The sequence below is a fragment of the Streptomyces sp. bgisy130 genome, assembly GCF_057708345.1.
In genome coordinates, this window is record NZ_JBYISA010000008.1 from 145334 (window position 1) to 165888 (window position 20555).

Here is a 20555-nt window from a genome sequence, read left to right on the forward strand (position 1 = left end):
GCGCACTGCCAGGCCGGAGTGCACCGCCTCTCGGCTCTAGGGGATCGATGACCGAGTATGGCCGGGGCTACGGCTCCGAACCGTGGCATCCCGAGGACCCGCTCTACGGAGACGGTTCCTCCAGAGGCCAGGACCAGCAGCCTCAGTGGGACGGACAGCAGGCCCACCGGTATCCCCAGCAGCAGGCTGACCCGTATGCCCAGCAGCACTACAACGGCGGCTGGGACGGGACGCAGGGCGGGCAGGTGCCCTACGACCCGTACGACCCCTACGGGCAGCAGGCACCGGCCGACCCGTACGGCGGGGCGAACCCCGACTACTACGCCGCTCCCGAGGCCTATCCGCCGCAGCCCCAGCATCCGCGGCAGCAGGCCCAGCAGGGAATGCAGGCTCAGCATCCCCACCAGGGGATGCAGCAGCAACAGCAGTACCAGCAGCATCCGCATCCCCAGCAGCGGGAGCCCTACTACGACGAGGGCACCGCGGCCGGCGACGACTGGCGGGCCGAGCCGGAGCCGCGCGAACCGGAGCCGGAGCATGCGTTCTTCGCGGACCACGGCGATGACGACGACCGCGACGACCACGACCCGCGCGAAGAGGGCCGCGGCGGCCGCGGCAAGAAGAACAAAAAGAACAAACGGCACAGCGGCCGGACTTGCCTGGTCGTCACGCTGTTCTTCGCCGGAGCCGTCGGTGTCGTCGGCTATTTCGGCTATGACTTCATCATGAGCCACTTCGGTTCGGCCCCCGACTACGAGGGCGAAGGAACCGGCGAGGTCCAGGTCGACGTCCCCGAGGGTTCCACGATCCTTCAGATGGGTCTGGCCCTCAAGAAGGCCGGCGTGGTCAAGAGCGCCGACGCGTTCTCCGAGGCGGCCGTCGACAGCAAGAAGGACAAAATCCTTCAGCCCGGGACATATTCCCTGCGCAAGCACATGTCCGCGACCTCGGCCATCGAGCTGATGGTGGACCCCAAAAGCCGCAACGGCCTCACGATCCGTGAAGGGCTGCGCTCCGGCGACGTCTACAAACTCATCGACAAAAAGCTCCACCTCAAGACCGGCACGACCAAGGGCATCGCCAAGACCGACTCCAAGAGCCTCGGCCTGCCCTCGTGGGCCAACAGCTCCGCGAAGATAAAGGACCCGCTGGAGGGGTTCCTTTATCCGTCGACGTACAGCGTCGGGGAAAACACCAAGCCGGCGGCCGTCCTGAAGCAGATGGTGGCGCGGGCGAATCAGGTCTATGAGAAGTACGACCTGGAGGGGAATGCGCGCAAGCTGCACCTCGATTCGCCGACGGAGCTGCTCACCGTCGCCAGCCTCACGCAGGCCGAGGGTAAGTACAAGCACGACTTCGACCGGGTCGCACGGGTCGTCTACAACCGTCTCAAGCCGAACAACACCGAGACCTACGGTCTGCTCGATTTCGACTCGACGGTGAACTACGCCAGGTCCCAGAGCACCCTCGACACCGGCTCCGTCGACGATCTGCGGAACTTCAACGATCCCTACAACACCTACAAGTTCAAGGGACTGCCGCCGGGGCCGATCGGTAACCCGGGTGAAGAGGCGCTGAAGTCGGCGATCCACCCGACCAAGGGCAACTGGTACTACTTCGTCTCGATCAATCCGGAAAAGACGCTGTTCGCTGAGACGAACGAAGAGCACGAACGCAACCGCCGCATTTACCTCAAGGAACAAGAGAAAGCCAAGCAATGAGCACCACCCGTCGGGCTGCGGTTCTCGGCTCCCCGATCGCCCACTCCCTCTCCCCGGTGCTGCACCGTGCCGCGTATGCGGAACTGGGGCTGGAGGACTGGACGTACGACCGCTATGAGGTCGACGAGGCGGCATTGCCCGGTTTTCTCGGGAAGCTCGGCCCCGAGTGGGCGGGCCTGTCGCTGACCATGCCGCTCAAGCGCGCGGTGATTCCGCTGCTCGACGAGGTCAGTGAGGTCGCTGCCTCCGTAGAGGCGGTCAACACGGTGGTCTTCGCCGAGGGCGGCCGGAGCGTCGGCGACAACACCGACATCCCCGGCATGCTCGCCGCGCTGCGTGAGCGTGGCGTGGAGCAGGTCGAGCGGGCGTCGGTCCTGGGGGCCGGGGCCACCGCCTCTTCCGCGCTCGCCGCGCTCGCCCGGATCTGCACCGGCGAGGTCACCGCGTACGTCCGCAGCGCGGCGCGCGCCGACGAGATGCGCGGCTGGGGCGAGCGGCTCGGGGTCACGGTCCGCACCGCCGCCTGGGAGGACGCCGCCGCGGCCTTCGAGGCGCCGCTGACCATCGCCACCACCCCGGCGGGGACCACCGACGCGCTCGCCGCCGCGGTCCCCGACCGGCCCGGCACGCTCTTCGACGTCCTCTACGAGCCCTGGCCGACGGCGCTGGCCACGGCCTGGTCCGACCGCGGCGGCGCCGTGGTCGGCGGCCTCGACCTCCTGGTCCACCAGGCCGTGCTCCAGGTGGAGCGGATGACGGGGCGGTCCCCGGCGCCGCTGGCCGCGATGCGCGCGGCGGGCGAGGCGGCGCTCACCGCCCGCTGACCCTCCGCACCGGGCGCTTCCGTCCGGTCCGTCCCGTACATCCCCGCGCGCCCGGTCCGCACCCTGGACTGGGCGCCGGTCGTCCCGCGCGACGTGGGAGGATCAGGGAGAGACCGTACGCGGATGAGCAGTACATGAGGAGCACCGTTGAGCAGGTTGCGCTGGCTGACGGCGGGGGAGTCGCACGGCCCCGCACTCGTGGCGACGCTGGAGGGCCTTCCGGCCGGCGTGCCGATCACCACGGAGATGGTGGCGGACGCGCTGGCGCGGCGCCGGCTCGGCTATGGCCGCGGTGCCCGGATGAAGTTCGAGCAGGACGAGGTCACCTTCCTGGGCGGGGTGCGGCACGGGCTGTCGATGGGCTCGCCGGTCGCGATCATGGTGGGCAACACGGAGTGGCCCAAGTGGGAGCAGGTGATGGCGGCCGACCCGGTGGACCCGGAGGAGCTCGCCGCGCTGGCCCGTAACGCGCCGCTGACCCGTCCCCGCCCCGGCCACGCCGACCTCGCCGGGATGCAGAAGTACGGCTTCGACGAGGCCCGCCCGGTCCTGGAGCGCGCCTCCGCCCGCGAGACCGCCGCCCGGGTCGCCCTCGGTGCGGTCGCCCGTTCCTTCCTCAAGGAGACGGCCGGCATCGAGATCGTCTCGCACGTCGTCGAGCTCGCCGCGGCCAAGGCCCCGTACGGCGTGTACCCCAAGCCCTCCGACGTCGAGAAGCTGGACGCCGACCCGGTGCGCTGCCTGGACGCGGACGCGAGCAAGGCGATGGTCGCCGAGATCGACCAGGCCCACAAGGACGGCGACACCCTCGGCGGAGTCGTCGAGGTGCTGGCCTACGGCGTGCCGGTGGGCCTCGGCTCGCACGTCCACTGGGACCGGCGTCTGGACGCCCGGCTGGCCGCCGCCCTCATGGGCATCCAGGCCATCAAGGGTGTCGAGGTCGGCGACGGCTTCGACCTGGCGCGGGTGCCGGGCTCGAAGGCCCATGACGAGATCGTCTCCACCGACGACGGGATCAAGCGCAGCTCGGGCCGCTCCGGCGGCACCGAGGGCGGGCTGACCACCGGCGAGCTGCTGCGGGTGCGCGCCGCGATGAAGCCGATCGCGACGGTGCCGAAGGCGCTGGCGACCATCGATGTGACCACCGGCGAGGCGGCCAAGGCGCACCACCAGCGCTCGGACGTCTGCGCCGTGCCGGCCGCCGGCATCGTCGCCGAGGCGATGGTGGCGCTGGTGCTGGCGGACGCGGTGCTGGAGAAGTTCGGCGGCGACAGCGTGCCGGAGACCCGCCGCAATGTGCGGAACTTCCTCGACAACCTGGCGATCAAATGACGTCCCCGGTCGTCGTGCTGATCGGCCCGCCCGGGGCCGGTAAGTCGACGGTGGGCGCACTGCTGGCCGAGCGGCTGGGCGTCGGCTACCGGGACACCGACGCCGATATCGTCGCCACGGCCGGCCGGCCGATCGCCGAGATCTTCATCGACCAGGGCGAGCCGCACTTCCGCGAGCTGGAGCGGGCCGCGGTACGGGACGCGCTCGACGGCCACCCGGGCGTGCTCTCGCTCGGCGGCGGCGCGATCCTCGACGAGGGCACCCGCGAGCTGCTGACCGGACTCCCGGTGGTCTTCCTGGACGTCGAACTCGCGGACGCCGTCAAGCGGGTGGGCCTGGACGCGCCCCGCCCGCTGCTGGCCGTCAATCCGCGCAAGCAGTGGCGCGAGCTGATGGAGCGCCGCCGCCCGCTGTACACCGAGGTCGCGCGCGCCGTGATCGCCACCGGGGAGCGGACCCCCGAGCAGGTCGCCGAGGCGATCCTGGACGCGCTGGAGCTACGCCAGGCCGCGGGAGACGCCCCGCAGGCCGCCCACAGGGAGGAACAGGCATGACGGAGCAGGCCACCCGGATCCAGGTCGGCGGCACGGCGGGCACCGATCCGTATGAGGTGCTCGTCGGGCGGCAGCTGCTCGGTGAGCTCCCCGGCCTGATCGGTGAGGGCGTCAAGCGGGTCGCGGTGCTGCACCCGGAGGCGCTGGCCGCCACCGGCGAGGCGCTGCGCGAGGACCTGGCCTCCCAGGGCTACGAGGCGATCGCCATCCAGCTGCCGAACGCCGAGGAGTCCAAGACCGTCGAGGTCGCGGCGTACTGCTGGAAGGCGCTCGGCCAGACCGGCTTCACCCGCAGCGATGTGATCGTCGGCGTCGGCGGCGGGGCCACCACCGACCTGGCCGGCTTCGTCGCCGCGACCTGGCTGCGCGGGGTGCGCTGGATCGCCGTACCGACCACCGTGCTCGGCATGGTCGACGCGGCGGTCGGCGGCAAGACCGGCATCAACACCGCCGAGGGCAAGAACCTCGTCGGCGCCTTCCACCCGCCGGCCGGGGTGCTCTGCGACCTGGCCGCGCTGGACTCGCTGCCGGTGCACGACTACGTCTCCGGTCTGGCCGAGGTCATCAAGGCCGGCTTCATCGCCGACCCGGCGATCCTCGACCTGATCGAGTCGGACCCCGAGGCCGCCAAGCGCCCGGACGGTGCGCACACCGCCGAGCTGATCGAGCGGGCGATCCGGGTCAAGGCCGAGGTGGTCTCCGCGGACCTCAAGGAGTCCGGACTGCGGGAGATCCTCAACTACGGCCACACCCTCGCGCACGCCATCGAGAAGAACGAGCGCTACAACTGGCGGCACGGCGCGGCCGTCTCCGTCGGCATGGTCTTCGCCGCCGAACTCGGCCGGATCGCCGGCCGCCTGGACGACGCCACCGCCGACCGGCACCGCTCCGTCCTGGAGTCCGTCGGGCTGCCGCTGACCTACCGGGGCGACCAGTGGCCCAAGCTGCTGGAGACCATGAAGGTCGACAAGAAGTCCCGCGGTGACCGGCTCCGCTTCATCGTCCTGGACGGCCTCGCCAAGCCGACCGTCCTGGAGGGCCCGGACCCGGCCATGCTGCTCGCCGCCCACGCGGAGATCGCCTCGTGAGCCGCCGGGTGCTCGTCCTCAACGGGCCCAACCTCGGCCGGCTGGGCTCCCGTGAGCCCGATGTCTACGGCGCCACCTCCTACACCGGCCTGGTCGAGGAGTGCACCAGGCTCGGCAAGGAGCTGGGGTTCGAGGCCGAGGTCCGGGAGACCAACGACGAGGGCGAGATGATCCGCTGGCTGCACGAGGCCGCCGACGGATCGATTCCGGTCATCATCAACCCCGGTGCCTTTACGCACTATTCGTACGGCATGCGGGACGCGGCGGCCCAGCGCACCGCCCCGCTGATCGAGGTGCACATCTCCAACCCGTACGCCCGCGAGGAGTTCCGCCACAATTCGGTCCTCGCGGCCATCGCCAGCGGTACGGTCGCCGGCTTCGGCATCGGCTCCTACCGGCTCGCGCTCCGCGCGCTGGCCGAGGAACTGCGGGACTGACGCCCCCGGGCACGTACGGCGCCCCCGGCCGTCGCCCAGCGAGCGGCGGGGGCAGGAGACCCACCGGCCGTGGCCGGGAGGGTACCGTTCGCAGCAGCACCACCCACGCCGACGGCTGTGGGGCACAACGGCCCCTCCGGGCCGGTGGGTTACCGCACGGGGCGCCGGGCAGCCGAGCCCGGTGTCCGGGCGCCACCCGGCGTGAGCCGGGAGCACCGCACCACGTCGACCGCACGAGACGGAGAGCCACCGGATGCACTACGCAGTGGGGGCTCCGCTGCCACCGCCCCGCGGGCAGGCATCAGGACCCGGGGCATCCATGCACTGGACGCCCCACCCGGGAGGGCACACACCGGCAGGGCCCACACCGGGCGGGCACCATCCGCCCGCCTCGCCGCCGGCCCCTTCGTCTCCGCCGCAGGCCCCCGCCGCTCCGCCGCCGCCCGCGCAGCAGCCAGCCCCCGCCGCCGGCCAGGGCTGGCACGGGCCCGCACCTCAGCAGGCCCCGCCCACCCCGCACAGCACGGACATCACCGGCCATGTGCCGCTGCCCCCGGGTGCCCCGGTGCCGCTGCCCAGCCCGCCCACCGACACCGCCGCGCCGGACGCCGGCCAGGCGGCCGTCGCGGTGCTGCTCATCGGCCCGGCCGGCGCCGGCAAGACCAGCGTGGCGCGCCACTGGGCCGACACCCGGCGGGTGCCGACCGCGCACATCAGCCTCGACGATGTCCGCGAATGGGTCCGCTCGGGCTTTGCCGACCCGCAGTCCGGCTGGAACGACCACTCCGAGGCGCAGTACCGCCTCGCCCGCCGCACCTGCGGCTTCGCGGCCCGCAACTTCCTCGCCAACGGCATCTCCTGCATCCTCGACGACGCTGTCTTCCCCGACCGTCCGGTCGTCGGCCTCGGTGGCTGGAAGCGGCATGTGGGCCCCGGACTGCTGCCGATCGTGCTGCTGCCCGGCCTGGAGATCGTGCTGGAGCGCAACGCCCGGCGGAGCGGCAACCGCCGGCTCTCCGACGAAGAGGTGGCCAGGATCCACGGGCGGATGGCCGGCTGGTACGGCTCCGGTCTGCCGATCATCGACAATTCCCAGCACGACGTCGCCACGACGGTGCGGGTGCTGGACGACGTCGTCGCCCGCAGCATCGCCAGCCCGCCCAACTGGTAGGACGGCAGCGCTCCCCCGGGCGGCTGCGCTCGACCGGCCGCCTCGGGGGAGTCGCCGTACGCTCGTGATATGTCCGAGTTGTACGCGGCCCGACGCACGCGTCTGCGGGACCGCGTAGCCGGGGCCGGAAGCGCCGGCGCACTGGTCTCGCGCCCCGCGAACGTCCGCTACCTCACCGGTTGTGCCCCGCCGGGCGCCGCGCTGCTGCTGGGACCGGTCGACGATGTGCTGCTCTGCGGCAGCCCGCTGAGCGGTGATCCCTCCGAGGGGCGCCCGGCCGAGGACGTACGGGTCTCGGTGCTGCCGACCCGTGGTGGCGACCCGGTCGTGGCGGGCGCCGACCTGGCCGAGAAGGCCGGCGCGGAGCTCCTGGCCGTCGAGGAACACCACCTCACCGTCACCCGGCACCGGGCGCTCTCCCAGGTCGCGCCCCGGCTGCGGCTGACGGATCTGGCCTGCGCGGTCGAGGCGCAGCGGCTGGTCAAGGACGACGACGAGATCGCCTGTCTGCGGATCGCCGCGGAGATCGCCGACCAGGCCCTGGGGGAGCTGCTGGAATCGATCCTGGTCGGCCGTACCGAGCGGCATCTCGCGCTGGAACTGGAGCGCCGGCTGGTCGACCACGGCGCGGACGGCCCGGCCTTCCCCACCTCCGTCGCGACCGGCCCGCACGCCGGCCGCCCCGGGCATCTGCCCACCGACCGGCGGGTCGAGGAGGGCGACTTCCTCAGCGTCGGGCTGGGCGCCAATTACCGCGGCTACCGCTGCGAGATCGGCCGGACCTTCGTCATCGGCACCACGCCCTCGGACTGGCAGATCGAGCTGTACGATCTCGTTTTCGCAGCCCAGCGCGCCGGACGCGAGGCGCTCGCGCCGGGTGTGGAGTGCCGCGAGGTGGACCGGGTGACCCGCCATGTCCTGGATGCCGCGGGGTACGGGGAGCGGCTCGGACCGTGGACCGGGCACGGTGTGGGACTCGAAATCGATGAGGACCCTCAGCTGTCCCCTGCCGCCATGGGTAAACTGGACGCTTGCGTGCCGGTCACCGTCGAGCCGGGGGTTCACATCCCGGGCCGTGGGGGTGTCCGGATCGACGACACACTCGTCGTCCGCCCCGAGGCGGACGGCGGGCCCGAGCTACTCACGATCACGACCAAGGAGCTGCTCGCACTCTGAGCCGTAGGGCTTCGGCGTGCGCCGCTCCGGGGTCCCACCACCTGCAGTCCAGGAGATTCCGCAACCGTGGCATCCACGAACGACCTCAAGAACGGCATGGTGCTCAAGCTCGAAGGCGGCCAGCTCTGGTCCGTCGTCGAGTTCCAGCACGTCAAGCCCGGCAAGGGCCCCGCCTTTGTCCGCACGAAGCTCAAGAACGTGCTGTCCGGCAAGGTGGTGGACAAGACCTTCAACGCCGGCGTGAAGGTCGAGACGGCCACCGTCGACAAGCGCGGCATGCAGTTCTCGTACATGGACGGCGACTACTTCGTCTTCATGGACATGGACACCTACGACCAGCTGCACGTCGACCGCAAGTCGGTCGGTGACGCCGCGAACTACCTCATCGAGGGCTTCGAGGCGGTCGTGGCGCAGCACGAGGGCGAGGTGCTCTATGTCGAGCTCCCCGCCGCGGTCGAGCTGACCATCAAGCACACCGAGCCCGGTGTGCAGGGCGACCGCTCCACCGGCGGCTCCAAGCCCGCCGAGCTGGAGACCGGCCACTCCATCCAGGTGCCGCTCTTCATCACCACCGGTGAGAAGATCAAGGTCGACACCCGCACGGGCGACTACCTCGGCCGGGTGAACAGCTAACCGTGGCTGCCCGCACCAAGGCCCGTAAGCGCGCCTTCCAGATACTCTTCGAGGCCGACCAGCGCGGTGCCGATGTGCAGTCCGTGCTCGCGGACTGGATGCGGCACGCCCGGACCGATCCACGACAGCCGCCGGTGAACGAATACACCCTGGAGCTGGTCGAGGGATACGCGGACCATGTCACCCGCATCGACGAGCTGATCTCCACCTACGCGGTCGACTGGGACCTGGACCGGATGCCGGCGGCCGACCGCAGCATCCTGCGGCTCGGGGCCTACGAACTGCTCTGGGTGGACGAGACGCCGGACGCGGTGGCGATCGACGAAGCCGTGCAGCTCGCCAAGGAGTTCTCCACGGACGACTCCCCGGCCTTCGTCAACGGCCTCCTCGGCCGGCTGAAGGAGCTGAAGCCGAGCCTGCGGCGCGAGGCGTAGCAGGCGGTCGGCAGAGCGTGCGAACGGGCCCGGAGCGAAGGGCAAGGCTCCGGGCCCTTCGCATGCCCGCAGAACGCCGTCAGCGGCCTCGTGGGGCTACCTCGCGGGTAACGCCGGCGCGTCCCGGGAGGCCCCGGAACGCAGAACCGCCGCCCCGGAAGCCCGGAGCGGCGGTACGTTTCTGCGGTGCGAGGGGTCAGAGCTCCTCGTGTGACACGGCACGGCGTGCGTCGGCGTCGAGCACGCCCCAGCTGATCAGCTGCTCGGTCAGCACCGAGGGCGACTGGTCGTAAATGACCGCGAGGGTGCGCAGATCGTCCTGGCGGATCGAGAGCACCTTGCCGTTGTAGTCACCGCGCTGGCTCTGGATGGTGGCGGCGTAGCGCTGAAGCGGGCCGGCCTTCTCCTGCGGGACATGGGCGAGGCGCTCCAGGTCGAGCACCAGCTTCGGCGGCGGCTCGGCCGCTCCACCCGGTGTCGTACCCGGCAGCAACTCCTGCACCGGGACGCCGTAGAAGTCCGCCAGCTCGGCAAGGCGCTGTACGGTCACGGCGCGGTCGCCGCGCTCGTACGAACCCACCACCACGGCCTTCCAGCGGCCCTGGGACTTCTCCTCGACGCCATGGAGAGAAAGGCCCTGCTGGGTGCGGATGGCGCGGAGCTTGGCCCCGAGCTGTTTGGCGTATTCGCTGGACATAAAACTCCCCAGACGGCTCTATCGACATGCGGCTCCGCCGCGGGCTGGTAACTCACTGTGAGGTTACGCAGCGTAATCTGACTTCGTCAAGCGGAACGGGGTAGACCCTCACCCGTCAGGGGTGCCGACGGGCCGTGGCGGGCCCCCTGGTAGCCTTGGGCGCGTAATTCCGACGTCCTTTAAGGTCCGTCCCGTGAGGCGGAGAAGGAGGTCCGTTTCGTATGGACGCAAGCAACTCCGACACGAGGGTTCAGCTCCCCGCGCGGCCGGTGCTCGAAGGCCCGGACATCGCGCGCATGCTCACCCGTATCGCCCACGAGATCGTCGAGCGCGCCAAGGGCGCGGACGATGTGGTGCTCCTGGGCATTCCCACCCGCGGCGTCTTCCTCGCCCGGCGACTGGCCGAGAAGCTCGAAGAGATCACCGGCCGTACGGTCCCGGTCGGCTCGCTCGACATCACGATGTACCGCGACGACCTGCGCCTGGGCCCCGCCCGCACGCTCGCCCGCACGGACATCCCCGCCGACGGCATCGAGGGCCGGGTCGTCCTGCTCGTCGACGACGTCCTCTTCTCCGGGCGCACGATCCGCGCCGCGCTGGACGCGCTGGGCGACATCGGCCGGCCGCGCGCCGTACAGCTGGCGGTCCTGGTCGACCGGGGCCACCGCGAACTGCCGATCCGCGCCGACTACGTGGGCAAGAACCTCCCCACGTCGCTGCGGGAGACGGTCAAGGTCCAGCTCACCGAGGAGGACGGCCGGGACGCCGTGCTGCTCGGCGTGAAGCACACCGCCCCGGCCGGCGAGCGATAGCGCACCGCGCACGGACCCGGTGACCCCGGGCCCGCAGGCATGCCCGCTCAACGGACATTCCCGTACACCTCCTTCACCCACGGAGAACACCGGATGAAGCGTCACCTCATCTCGGCCGCCGACCTCACGCGCGACGACGCCGTCCTGATCCTCGACACCGCCGAGGAGATGGCCCGGGTCGCCGACCGGCCGATCAAGAAGCTCCCCACCCTGCGGGGACGCACGATCTGCAATCTCTTCTTCGAGGACTCCACCCGGACCCGGATCTCCTTCGAGGCCGCCGAGAAGCGGCTCTCCGCGGACGTCATCAACTTCGCCGCCAAGGGGTCCAGCGTCTCCAAGGGAGAGTCCCTCAAGGACACCGCCCAGACCCTGGAGGCGATGGGCGTCGACGCCGTCGTCATACGGCACAGCGCCTCCGGCGCCCCCTACCGGCTCGCCAACTCCGGCTGGATCGACGCTCCCGTCATCAACGCCGGCGACGGCACCCACCAGCACCCCACCCAGGCCCTGCTCGACGCCTTCACCATGCGGCGCCGGCTGACCGGCCCGGACGCCGGGCTCGGCCAGGATCTGAGCGGGCGGCGCATCACCCTCGTCGGGGACGTGCTCCACAGCCGCGTCGCGCGCTCGAACGTCGACCTCCTGCACACCCTCGGCGCCGAGGTCACCCTCGTCGCCCCGCCCACCCTGGTGCCGGTCGGCGTCGAGACCTGGCCGTGCGAGGTGTCCTACGACCTCGACCGGGTCCTGCCGAAGACCGACGCCGTGATGATGCTGCGGGTACAGCGCGAGCGGATGAACGCCGCCTTCTTCCCGACCGAGCGGGAGTACTCGCGCCGCTACGGCCTGGACGGCGAGCGGATGGCGCGGATGCCCGAGCACGCCATCGTGATGCACCCCGGCCCGATGGTCCGCGGCATGGAGATCACCGCCGAGGTCGCCGACTCCGACCGCTGCACGGTCGTCGAGCAGGTGGCCAACGGCGTCTCCGTCCGCATGGCCGTCCTGTATCTGCTGCTCGGCGGCAACGAGCCCGCCGTCACCCACACCCGTACCGAGGAGAAGTAAGTACATGAGCAAGATCCTGATCCGTGGTGCGAAGGTGCTCGGCGGCGAAGCCCAGGACGTCCTGATCGACGGCGAGACCATCGAGGCCGTCGGCGCCGGGCTGTCCGCCGAGGGCGCCGACGTCATCGAGGCCGAGGGCAAGATCCTCCTGCCGGGCCTCGTCGACCTGCACACCCACCTGCGCGAGCCGGGCCGCGAGGACTCCGAGACCGTGCTGACCGGTACCCGGGCGGCTGCCTCCGGTGGCTACACCGCGGTGTTCGCCATGGCCAACACCTTCCCCGTCGCCGACACCGCCGGCGTGGTCGAGCAGGTCTACCGCCTCGGCCAGGAGCACGGCTACTGCGATGTGCAGCCCATCGGTGCCGTCACCGTCGGTCTGGAGGGCAGCAAGCTCGCCGAGCTGGGCGCCATGCACGAGTCCGCCGCCGGGGTCACCGTCTTCTCCGACGACGGCAAGTGCGTGCACGACGCCGTGATCATGCGCCGGGCGCTGGAGTATGTGAAGGCCTTCGGCGGCGTCGTCGCGCAGCACGCCCAGGAGCCGCGGCTCACCGAGGGCGCCCAGATGAACGAGGGCATCGTCTCGGCGGAGCTGGGGCTCGGGGGCTGGCCGGCGGTGGCCGAGGAATCGATCATCGCCCGGGACGTCCTGCTCGCCGAGCACGTGGGCTCGCGGGTGCACATCTGCCACCTGTCGACCGCCGGCTCCGTCGAGATCGTCCGCTGGGCCAAGTCCCGCGGCATCGACGTCACCGCCGAGGTCACGCCGCACCATCTGCTCCTCACCGACGAGATGGTGCGCACCTACAACCCCGTCTACAAGGTCAATCCGCCGCTGCGCACCGAGCGCGACGTGATGGCCCTGCGCGAGGCCCTCGCCGACGGCACGATCGACATCGTCGCCACCGACCACGCCCCGCACCCGCACGAGGACAAGGACTGCGAGTGGGCCGCGGCCGCCATGGGCATGGTGGGTCTGGAGACCGCGCTGTCGGTCGTGCAGCAGACGATGGTCGAGACCGGCCTGCTGACCTGGGCGGCCGTCGCGGACCGGATGTCCTACGCGCCCGCGCGGATCGGGCAGGCCAAGGGCCACGGCCGTCCCGTCTCGGCTGGTGAGCCCGCCAACCTCACGCTGCTCGATTCCGCTTACCGTGGAGAGGTGGACCCCGCGGGCTTCGCCTCCCGCAGCCGCAACACCCCCTACGAGGGCCGTGAGCTGCCGGGACGCGTCACCCACACCTTCCTGCGGGGCCGGGCAACGGTCGTCGACGGGAAGCTGGCGTGACTCCTCCACTGATCCACCTGGCCGAAGCGCAGCAGTCCGCGCCGGTCACCGACTGGGCGGCGCGGATCGCCTGGGTCGTCGGCCTGCTGGTCTTCGTCGTCTTCGTCTACTGGCTGATGCGCCAGGGCTGGAAGTGGCGCGGCACGCTCCAGGGCGATCTGCCCGAGCTGCCGGCCACCCCGGACGACCCCGGCAGGCCCGAGCTGACCCTCAGCGGCCGCTACCACGGCTCCACCACCGCCGGGCAGTGGCTCGACCGGATCGTGGCCCGCGGTCTGGGCACCCGCAGCCGCGTCGAGCTGACCCTGACCGAGCAGGGCCTGGACGTCGTACGGCCGGGCGCCCAGGACTTCTTCGTGCCGGCCGCCGCACTGCGCGGCGCCCGGCTCGACAAGGGCATCGCCAGCAAGGTCCTCCCCGAGGGCGGCCTGCTGATCGTCACCTGGCGGCACGGGGACAAGGACATCGACTCCGGCTTCCGCTCCGACCGGGCGACTGAGCACCCGGCCTGGGTCGAGGCCGTCGACCGGCTGAGCACCACCGAGCACAGCACCACCGAGCACCACACCAGCACCACCGAGCACACCGAAACGGAAGGCGCACGATGACGACCTCCACCAGGGGGACCGCCAAGATCCCCGCCGTACTCGTCCTGGAGGACGGCCGCACCTTCCGCGGCCGCGCCTACGGGTCCGTGGGGGAGACCTTCGGCGAAGCGGTGTTCTCCACCGGCATGACCGGCTACCAGGAGACGCTGACCGACCCCTCGTACCACCGCCAGGTCGTCGTCATGACCGCCCCGCACATCGGCAACACCGGGGTGAACGACGAGGACCCCGAGTCGCAGCGGATCTGGGTCGCGGGCTACGTCGTCCGCGACCCCGCCCGGCTCCCGTCCAACTGGCGCTCGGTGCGCTCCCTGGACGACGAGCTGGTCGCCCAGGGCGTCGTCGGCATCAGCGGCGTCGACACCCGCGCGCTGACCCGGCACCTGCGTGAGCGCGGCGCCATGCGGGTCGGCATCTTCTCCGGCGAGGCGCTGCCCGACGAGGGCACGATGCTGGCCAAGGTGCGCCAGGCCCCCGAGATGCAGGGCGCCGACCTGTCCACGCAGGTCGCCACCAAGGAGTCCTACGTCGTCCCGGCGATCGGTACGAAGAAGTTCACCGTCGCCGCGGTCGACCTGGGCATCAAGGGCATGACCCCGCACCGGATGGCCGAGCGCGGCATCGAGGTGCACGTGCTGCCCGCCACCGCGACCGTCGAGGACATCTACGCGGTGAACCCGGACGGCGTGTTCTTCTCCAACGGCCCCGGTGACCCGGCCACCGCCGACCACCCGGTCTCCGTGATGCGCGGAGTGCTGGAGCGCAAGACGCCGCTGTTCGGCATCTGCTTCGGCAACCAGATCCTGGGCCGCGCCCTGGGCTTCGGCACCTTCAAGCTCAAGTACGGCCACCGCGGCATCAACCAGCCGGTGCAGGACCGTACGACCGGCAAGGTCGAGGTCACCGCGCACAACCACGGTTTCGCCGTCGACGCCCCGCTCGACAAGGTTTCCGACACCCCCTTCGGCCGCGCCGAGGTCTCCCACGTCTGCCTCAACGACAACGTGGTGGAGGGCCTGCACCTCCTCGACCAGCCGGCCTTCAGCGTCCAGTACCACCCCGAAGCAGCAGCGGGTCCGCACGACGCCGCGTACCTCTTCGACCGCTTCGTATCCCTGATGGAGGGCCAGCGTGCCTAAGCGCACCGATATCCAGTCCGTCCTGGTCATCGGCTCCGGCCCGATCGTCATCGGCCAGGCCGCCGAGTTCGACTACTCCGGCACCCAGGCCTGCCGGGTCCTCAAGTCCGAGGGCCTGCGCGTCATCCTGGTGAACTCCAACCCGGCGACGATCATGACCGACCCGGAGATCGCCGACGCGACGTATGTCGAGCCGATCACCCCGGAGTTCGTCGAGAAGATCATCGCCAAGGAGCGCCCCGACGCGCTGCTGCCGACCCTGGGCGGCCAGACCGCGCTGAACACCGCGATCTCGCTGCACGAGTCCGGCACCCTCGACAAGTACGGCGTCGAGCTGATCGGCGCCAACGTCGAGGCGATCAACAAGGGCGAGGACCGCGACCTGTTCAAGGAGGTCGTCAAGGCCGTCCACGCCAAGATCGGCCACGGCGAGTCCGCCCGCTCGGTCATCTGCCACTCCATGGACGACGTCCTGGCCGGTGTCGACGAGCTCGGCGGCTACCCCGTCGTCGTCCGCCCCTCCTTCACCATGGGCGGCGCCGGCTCCGGCTTCGCCCACAACGAGGAGGAGCTGCGCCGGATCGCCGGACAGGGCCTGACGCTCTCGCCGACCACCGAGGTGCTCCTGGAGGAGTCCATCCTCGGCTGGAAGGAGTACGAGCTGGAGCTGATGCGCGACAAGAACGACAACGTCGTGGTCGTCTGCTCCATCGAGAACTTCGACCCGATGGGCGTGCACACCGGCGACTCGATCACCGTCGCCCCGTCGATGACGCTCACCGACCGCGAGTACCAGATCCTGCGGGACATCGGCATCGCGGTGATCCGCGAGGTCGGCGTCGACACCGGAGGCTGCAACATCCAGTTCGCGGTCAACCCCGAGGACGGCCGGGTCATCGTCATCGAGATGAACCCCCGCGTCTCGCGCTCCTCGGCGCTGGCCTCCAAGGCCACCGGCTTCCCGATCGCGAAGATCGCCGCCCGGCTCGCCGTCGGCTACACCCTCGACGAGATCCCCAACGACATCACCGAGAAGACCCCGGCCTCCTTCGAGCCGACTCTCGACTACGTCGTCGTCAAGGTGCCGCGCTTCGCCTTCGAGAAGTTCCCGGCCGCCGACGCCACGCTGACCACGACCATGAAGTCGGTCGGCGAGGCCATGGCCATCGGCCGTAACTTCCCCGAGGCGCTCAACAAGGCCCTGCGCTCCCTGGAGAAGAAGGGCAGCCAGTTCGACTTCGTCTCCGAGCCGGGGGACAAGGCCGCGCTGCTGGAGAAGTCCCAGGTCCCGACCGACGGCCGGATCAACACCGTCATGGCGGCGATCCGGGCCGGTGCCACCGCGCAGGAGGTCTTCGACGCCACGAAGATCGACCCGTGGTTCGTCGACCAGCTCTTCCTCGTCAAGGAGATCGCCGACGAGATCGCCGCGGCCGACAAGCTCGACCCGGAGATCCTCGCGGACGCAAAGCGCTACGGCTTCTCCGACGCCCAGATCGCCGCGATCCGCGGGCTGCGCGAGGACGTCGTCCGCGAGGTCCGGCACTCCCTCGGGGTCCGCCCGGTCTACAAGACGGTCGACACCTGCGCCGCCGAATTCGCCGCGAAGACGCCGTACTTCTACTCCTCCTACGACGAGGAGACCGAGGTCGCCCCGCGCGAGAAGCCGGCCGTGATCATCCTCGGCTCCGGCCCCAACCGCATCGGCCAGGGCATCGAGTTCGACTACTCCTGCGTCCACGCCTCGTTCGCGCTCAGCGACGCCGGCTACGAGACCGTGATGGTCAACTGCAACCCGGAGACCGTCTCGACGGACTACGACACCTCCGACCGTCTGTACTTCGAGCCGCTGACGCTGGAAGACGTCCTGGAGATCGTGCACGCCGAGACCCAGGCCGGTCCGGTCGCCGGTGTCGTCGTCCAGCTCGGCGGGCAGACTCCGCTGGGCCTGGCGCAGGCGCTCAAGGACAACGGCGTGCCGATCGTCGGCACCTCGCCCGAGGCGATCGACCTCGCCGAGGAGCGCGGCGCCTTCGGCCGGGTGCTGACCGAGGCCGGACTGCCGGCCCCCAAGTACGGCACCGCGTTCTCCTTCGCCGAGGCCCAGCAGATCGCCACCGAGATCGGCTACCCGGTCATGGTCCGCCCGTCCTACGTGCTCGGCGGCCGCGGCATGGAGATCGTCTACGACGAGCCCTCGCTGCGGGAGTACCTCACCCGGCACGCCGGTCTGATCGACCGGCACCCGGTCCTCATCGACCGGTTCCTGGACGACGCCATAGAGATCGACGTCGACGCGCTCTACGACGGCCACGAGCTCTACCTCGGCGGCGTCATGGAGCACATCGAGGAAGCCGGTATCCACTCCGGCGACTCCGCCTGCGCGCTGCCCCCGATCACCCTCGGTGGCTTCGACATCAAGCGGCTGCGCGCCTCGACGGAGGCCATCGCCAAGGGCGTCGGCGTCCGCGGACTGATCAACATCCAGTTCGCGATGGCCGGGGACATCCTCTACGTCCTGGAGGCCAACCCCCGCGCCTCCCGTACGGTGCCCTTCACCTCGAAGGCCACCGCCGTACCGCTCGCCAAGGCCGCCGCCCGGATCTCGCTCGGCGCCACCATCGCCGAGCTGCGCGCCGAGGGCATGCTGCCCAAGACGGGCGACGGCGGCACCCTGCCGCTGGACGCGCCGATCTCCGTCAAGGAAGCCGTGATGCCCTGGTCGCGGTTCCGCGACATCCACGGCCGCGGCGTGGACACCATCCTCGGCCCGGAGATGCGCTCCACCGGCGAGGTCATGGGCATCGACTCGGTCTTCGGCACCGCGTACGCCAAGTCCCAGTCCGGCGCCTACGGGGCGCTGCCCACCAAGGGCCGCGCGTTCGTCTCGGTCGCCAACCGGGACAAGCGCTCGATGATCTTCCCGGCCCGTGAGCTGGTCGCCCACGGCTTCGAGCTGCTCGCCACCTCCGGCACCGCCGAGGTGCTGCGCCGCAACGGCATCAACACCACCGTGGTGCGCAAGCAGTCCGAGGGCGAGGGGCCGGACGGTGAGAAGACCATCGTCCAGCTCATCCACGACGGCCAGGTCGACCTGATCGTCAACACCCCCTACGGCACCGGTGGCCGGCTGGACGGCTACGACATCCGTACCGCAGCCGTCGCCCGTGGCGTCCCCTGCCTGACCACGGTCCAGGCGCTGGCCGCCGCCGTACAGGGCATCGAGGCCATGTCCCGCGGAGACGTGGGCGTGCGTTCCCTCCAGGAACACGCCGAACATCTCACCGCGGCCCGCAAGGAGTAGCGGCCGGGAGGGGGACACCGAAACGGTGTCCCCCTCTTCATGAGCCCCCCGTCCCTCCTCGTGCGGAAGGCACCACCGACGATGTACCGCCTCTTCTTCCAACTGATCTTCCAGCGCATGGACCCCGAGAAGGCCCACCACCTGGCCTTCCGCTGGATCCAGCTGGCCGTGCGCCTGCCCGTGCTGCGCACCTTCCTCGCGGCCGCCCTCGCGCCCCGCCACAAGGAGCTGCGCACCGAGGCCCTGGGCCGCCGGATGCACGGCCCCTTCGGCCTGGCCGCCGGCTTCGACAAGAACGCCGTCGCCATCGACGGGATGACCATGCTCGGCTTCGACCATGTCGAGATCGGCACGGTCACCGCGCAGCCGCAGCCCGGCAACCCCAAGAAGCGCCTGTTCCGGCTCGTACCGGACCGCGCGCTGATCAACCGGATGGGCTTCAACAACGACGGCTCCGCGTCCGTGGCGGCCCGCCTGGCGGCCCGTAACCCGGTGTTCCCGGCCACCGTCGGCGTCAACATCGGCAAGACCAAGGTCGTCCCCGAGGCCGAGGCGACCGCCGACTACGTCACCTCCACCGAGCGGCTCGCCCCGCACGCCGACTACCTGGTCGTCAATGTCTCCTCCCCGAACACCCCGGGGCTGCGCAACCTCCAGGCCGTCGAGCATCTGCGCCCGCTGCTGACCGAGGTCCGCGCGGCCGCCGACCGTACGGTCACCGACCGCCGGGTCCCGCTGCTGGTCAAGATCGCCCCGGACCTCGCCGACGCGGACGTGGACGCGGTCGCCGACCTCGCCGTCGAGCTCGGCCTGGACGGGATCATCGCCACCAACACCACCATCGCCCGCGACGGCCTCGGGCTGACCTCCGACCCGAAGCTGACCGCCGAGACCGGCGGACTGTCCGGCGCGCCCGTCAAGGAGCGCTCCCTGGAGGTCCTGCGCCGCCTCTACGCCCGCGTCGGCGACAGGATCACCCTCATCGGCGTCGGCGGCATCGAGAACGCCGAGGACGCCTGGCAGCGCATCCTCGCCGGCGCCACCCTCGTCCAGGGCTACAGCGCCTTCATCTACGAGGGCCCGTTCTGGTGCCGCACGATCCACAAGGGGCTGGCCGCCCGCCTGCGCAACAGCCCCTACGCCACCCTCGCCGACGCGGTCGGCGCCGAGCACAAGAAGGTGACCGGATGACCCGGGAAGCCGTCGCCTACCCGCCGGCCGCCCCCTTCGGCGCGCGCCTGCGGCAGGCCATGGACGAGCGCGGCCCGCTCTGCGTCGGGATCGACCCGCATGCCTCGCTGCTGGCCGACTGGGGCCTGAACGACGATGTCGCGGGCCTGGCCCGCTTCACGCGCACGGTCGTGGAGGCCCTCGGCGAGACGGTCGCCGTCTTCAAGCCGCAGTCCGCGTTCTTCGAGCGCTTCGGCTCGCGCGGCCTGGCCGTCCTGGAGACCGCCGTCGCCGAGGCGCGCGAACGCGGTGCCCTGGTCCTGATGGACGCCAAGCGCGGCGACATCGGCTCCACCATGGCCGCCTACGCGGAGACCTTCCTGCGCAAGGACTCGCCGCTGTTCTCGGACGCGCTGACGGTCTCCCCGTACCTCGGCTACGGCTCGCTCCGGCCGGCCGTCGACCTGGCCCGCGAGAGCGGCGCCGGCCTCTTCGTGCTCGCCCTGACCTCCAACCCGGAGGGCGCGGAGGTCCAGCGGGCGGTGCGCGAGGACGGCAGCACCCTCGCGGCGACGATGCTCGGCCATCTTGCCGCCGAGAACGCCGGCGCCGAGCCGCTGGGTTCCTTCGGCGCGGTCGTCGGCGCCACGCTCGGCGATCTCTCCTCGTTCGATCTGGCGATCAACGGTCCGCTGCTCGCCCCCGGCATCGGCGCACAGGGCGCCACGCCCGCCGACCTGCCGAAGGTCTTCGGAAGCGCCGTGCACAACGTCGTGCCGAGCGTCAGCCGGGGGGTGCTGCGGCACGGTCCGGACCCCGCGGCGCTGCGCGCGGCGGCGGACCGATTCGCCGGCGAAGTGCGCACCGCGCTCGCCTAGGACCCGAAAGACGGGGACTTTGGTCCCGAAATGTCCTGGTCAGCAGAGTCTGACCAGGACTTTTCGTCTGTTCTCGCTGACTCTGGCGCCCTCGGCCGCTAGTCTCCGTCGAGAGCACTGCACGTAAGCGCGTTGCTCGTTGCTCCGCACGTGTGGGGTGACTAGGTTCCACACTGGTCCGTATCCGACAGTTCGACATCCGAGGTGACGTAGGC

General features: G+C 70.8%; 19 protein-coding genes. 18 read left to right on the forward strand and 1 reads right to left on the reverse strand.

Translation table 11 applies throughout. From position 1 onward, the window contains the following. Window positions 1-47 precede the first annotated feature (47 nt). From mltG to nusB, 10 genes are all read left to right on the forward strand, one after another. On the forward strand, window positions 48-1721 hold the full coding sequence (gene mltG, locus AC3EUV_RS13815; protein WP_432141832.1) for an endolytic transglycosylase MltG: 1674 nt from the start codon (window positions 48-50) through the stop codon (window positions 1719-1721). Beyond that, the gene (locus AC3EUV_RS13820) at window positions 1718-2545 is read left to right on the forward strand and encodes a shikimate dehydrogenase (protein ID WP_432141833.1); all 828 of its coding nucleotides are present in this window, start codon (window positions 1718-1720) and stop codon (window positions 2543-2545) included. Before mltG ends, AC3EUV_RS13820 begins: the two co-directional genes overlap by 4 nt. A 147-nt stretch (window positions 2546-2692) precedes the next feature. After that, window positions 2693-3877, forward strand: coding sequence for a chorismate synthase (gene aroC, locus AC3EUV_RS13825; protein WP_432141834.1), 1185 nt, complete (start codon window positions 2693-2695; stop codon window positions 3875-3877). After that, window positions 3874-4431: a shikimate kinase gene (locus tag AC3EUV_RS13830; RefSeq protein ID WP_432141835.1), complete on the forward strand. Its 558-nt coding sequence runs from the start codon at window positions 3874-3876 to the stop codon at window positions 4429-4431. Before aroC ends, AC3EUV_RS13830 begins: the two co-directional genes overlap by 4 nt. Then, the gene (aroB, locus tag AC3EUV_RS13835) at window positions 4428-5519 is read left to right on the forward strand and encodes a 3-dehydroquinate synthase (protein WP_435603005.1); all 1092 of its coding nucleotides are present in this window, start codon (window positions 4428-4430) and stop codon (window positions 5517-5519) included. Before AC3EUV_RS13830 ends, aroB begins: the two co-directional genes overlap by 4 nt. Continuing rightward, the gene (gene aroQ / locus AC3EUV_RS13840) at window positions 5516-5956 is read left to right on the forward strand and encodes a type II 3-dehydroquinate dehydratase (RefSeq protein WP_432141837.1); all 441 of its coding nucleotides are present in this window, start codon (window positions 5516-5518) and stop codon (window positions 5954-5956) included. Before aroB ends, aroQ begins: the two co-directional genes overlap by 4 nt. 253 nt (window positions 5957-6209) lie before the next feature. Then, window positions 6210-7127: a Pro-rich N-terminal domain-containing protein gene (locus tag AC3EUV_RS13845; protein WP_435603006.1), complete on the forward strand. Its 918-nt coding sequence runs from the start codon at window positions 6210-6212 to the stop codon at window positions 7125-7127. 69 nt (window positions 7128-7196) lie between these two features. After that, on the forward strand, window positions 7197-8303 hold the full coding sequence (locus AC3EUV_RS13850) for an aminopeptidase P family protein (RefSeq protein ID WP_432141839.1): 1107 nt from the start codon (window positions 7197-7199) through the stop codon (window positions 8301-8303). 66 nt (window positions 8304-8369) lie between these two features. Next, on the forward strand, window positions 8370-8936 hold the full coding sequence (gene efp / locus AC3EUV_RS13855; protein WP_006607461.1) for an elongation factor P: 567 nt from the start codon (window positions 8370-8372) through the stop codon (window positions 8934-8936). A 2-nt stretch (window positions 8937-8938) separates the two neighbouring features. Further along, complete coding sequence (gene nusB / locus AC3EUV_RS13860; RefSeq protein ID WP_432141840.1) at window positions 8939-9370, forward strand: transcription antitermination factor NusB; 432 nt, start codon at window positions 8939-8941, stop codon at window positions 9368-9370. A gap of 196 nt (window positions 9371-9566) precedes the next feature. Here the strand turns inward: nusB and bldD are convergent, their stop codons facing one another. Then, on the reverse strand, window positions 9567-10067 hold the full coding sequence (bldD, locus tag AC3EUV_RS13865; protein WP_018087605.1) for a transcriptional regulator BldD: 501 nt from the start codon (window positions 10065-10067) through the stop codon (window positions 9567-9569). A gap of 221 nt (window positions 10068-10288) precedes the next feature. Here bldD and pyrR point away from each other — a divergent pair, with 221 nt between their 5' ends. The 8 genes from pyrR (at window position 10289) to pyrF (ending at window position 20340) form a co-directional block, all read left to right on the forward strand. Further along, window positions 10289-10879 (forward strand): bifunctional pyr operon transcriptional regulator/uracil phosphoribosyltransferase PyrR, encoded by a 591-nt coding sequence (gene pyrR, locus AC3EUV_RS13870; RefSeq protein ID WP_042156858.1) that lies wholly within the window; start codon window positions 10289-10291, stop codon window positions 10877-10879. Between the two features lie 93 nt (window positions 10880-10972). Further along, complete coding sequence (locus AC3EUV_RS13875; RefSeq protein ID WP_432141841.1) at window positions 10973-11950, forward strand: aspartate carbamoyltransferase catalytic subunit; 978 nt, start codon at window positions 10973-10975, stop codon at window positions 11948-11950. Between the two features lie 4 nt (window positions 11951-11954). Beyond that, window positions 11955-13241 carry a dihydroorotase gene (locus AC3EUV_RS13880; protein WP_435603007.1) on the forward strand — a complete coding sequence of 429 codons (1287 nt, stop codon included), beginning with the start codon at window positions 11955-11957 and terminating at the stop codon, window positions 13239-13241. After that, window positions 13238-13849: a PH-like domain-containing protein gene (locus AC3EUV_RS13885; RefSeq protein WP_435603008.1), complete on the forward strand. Its 612-nt coding sequence runs from the start codon at window positions 13238-13240 to the stop codon at window positions 13847-13849. Before AC3EUV_RS13880 ends, AC3EUV_RS13885 begins: the two co-directional genes overlap by 4 nt. Continuing rightward, the gene (carA, locus tag AC3EUV_RS13890) at window positions 13846-14988 is read left to right on the forward strand and encodes a glutamine-hydrolyzing carbamoyl-phosphate synthase small subunit (protein ID WP_432141844.1); all 1143 of its coding nucleotides are present in this window, start codon (window positions 13846-13848) and stop codon (window positions 14986-14988) included. The genes AC3EUV_RS13885 and carA overlap by 4 nt, the downstream gene beginning before the upstream one ends. Further along, window positions 14981-18292 carry a carbamoyl-phosphate synthase large subunit gene (carB, locus tag AC3EUV_RS13895; protein WP_435603009.1) on the forward strand — a complete coding sequence of 1104 codons (3312 nt, stop codon included), beginning with the start codon at window positions 14981-14983 and terminating at the stop codon, window positions 18290-18292. Before carA ends, carB begins: the two co-directional genes overlap by 8 nt. A gap of 81 nt (window positions 18293-18373) precedes the next feature. Next, complete coding sequence (locus AC3EUV_RS13900; RefSeq protein ID WP_432141955.1) at window positions 18374-19483, forward strand: quinone-dependent dihydroorotate dehydrogenase; 1110 nt, start codon at window positions 18374-18376, stop codon at window positions 19481-19483. Next, a complete protein-coding gene (gene pyrF / locus AC3EUV_RS13905) occupies window positions 19480-20340 on the forward strand; it encodes an orotidine-5'-phosphate decarboxylase (RefSeq protein WP_435603010.1) in 861 nt (286 codons plus the stop codon). Before AC3EUV_RS13900 ends, pyrF begins: the two co-directional genes overlap by 4 nt. Window positions 20341-20555 lie beyond the last annotated feature (215 nt).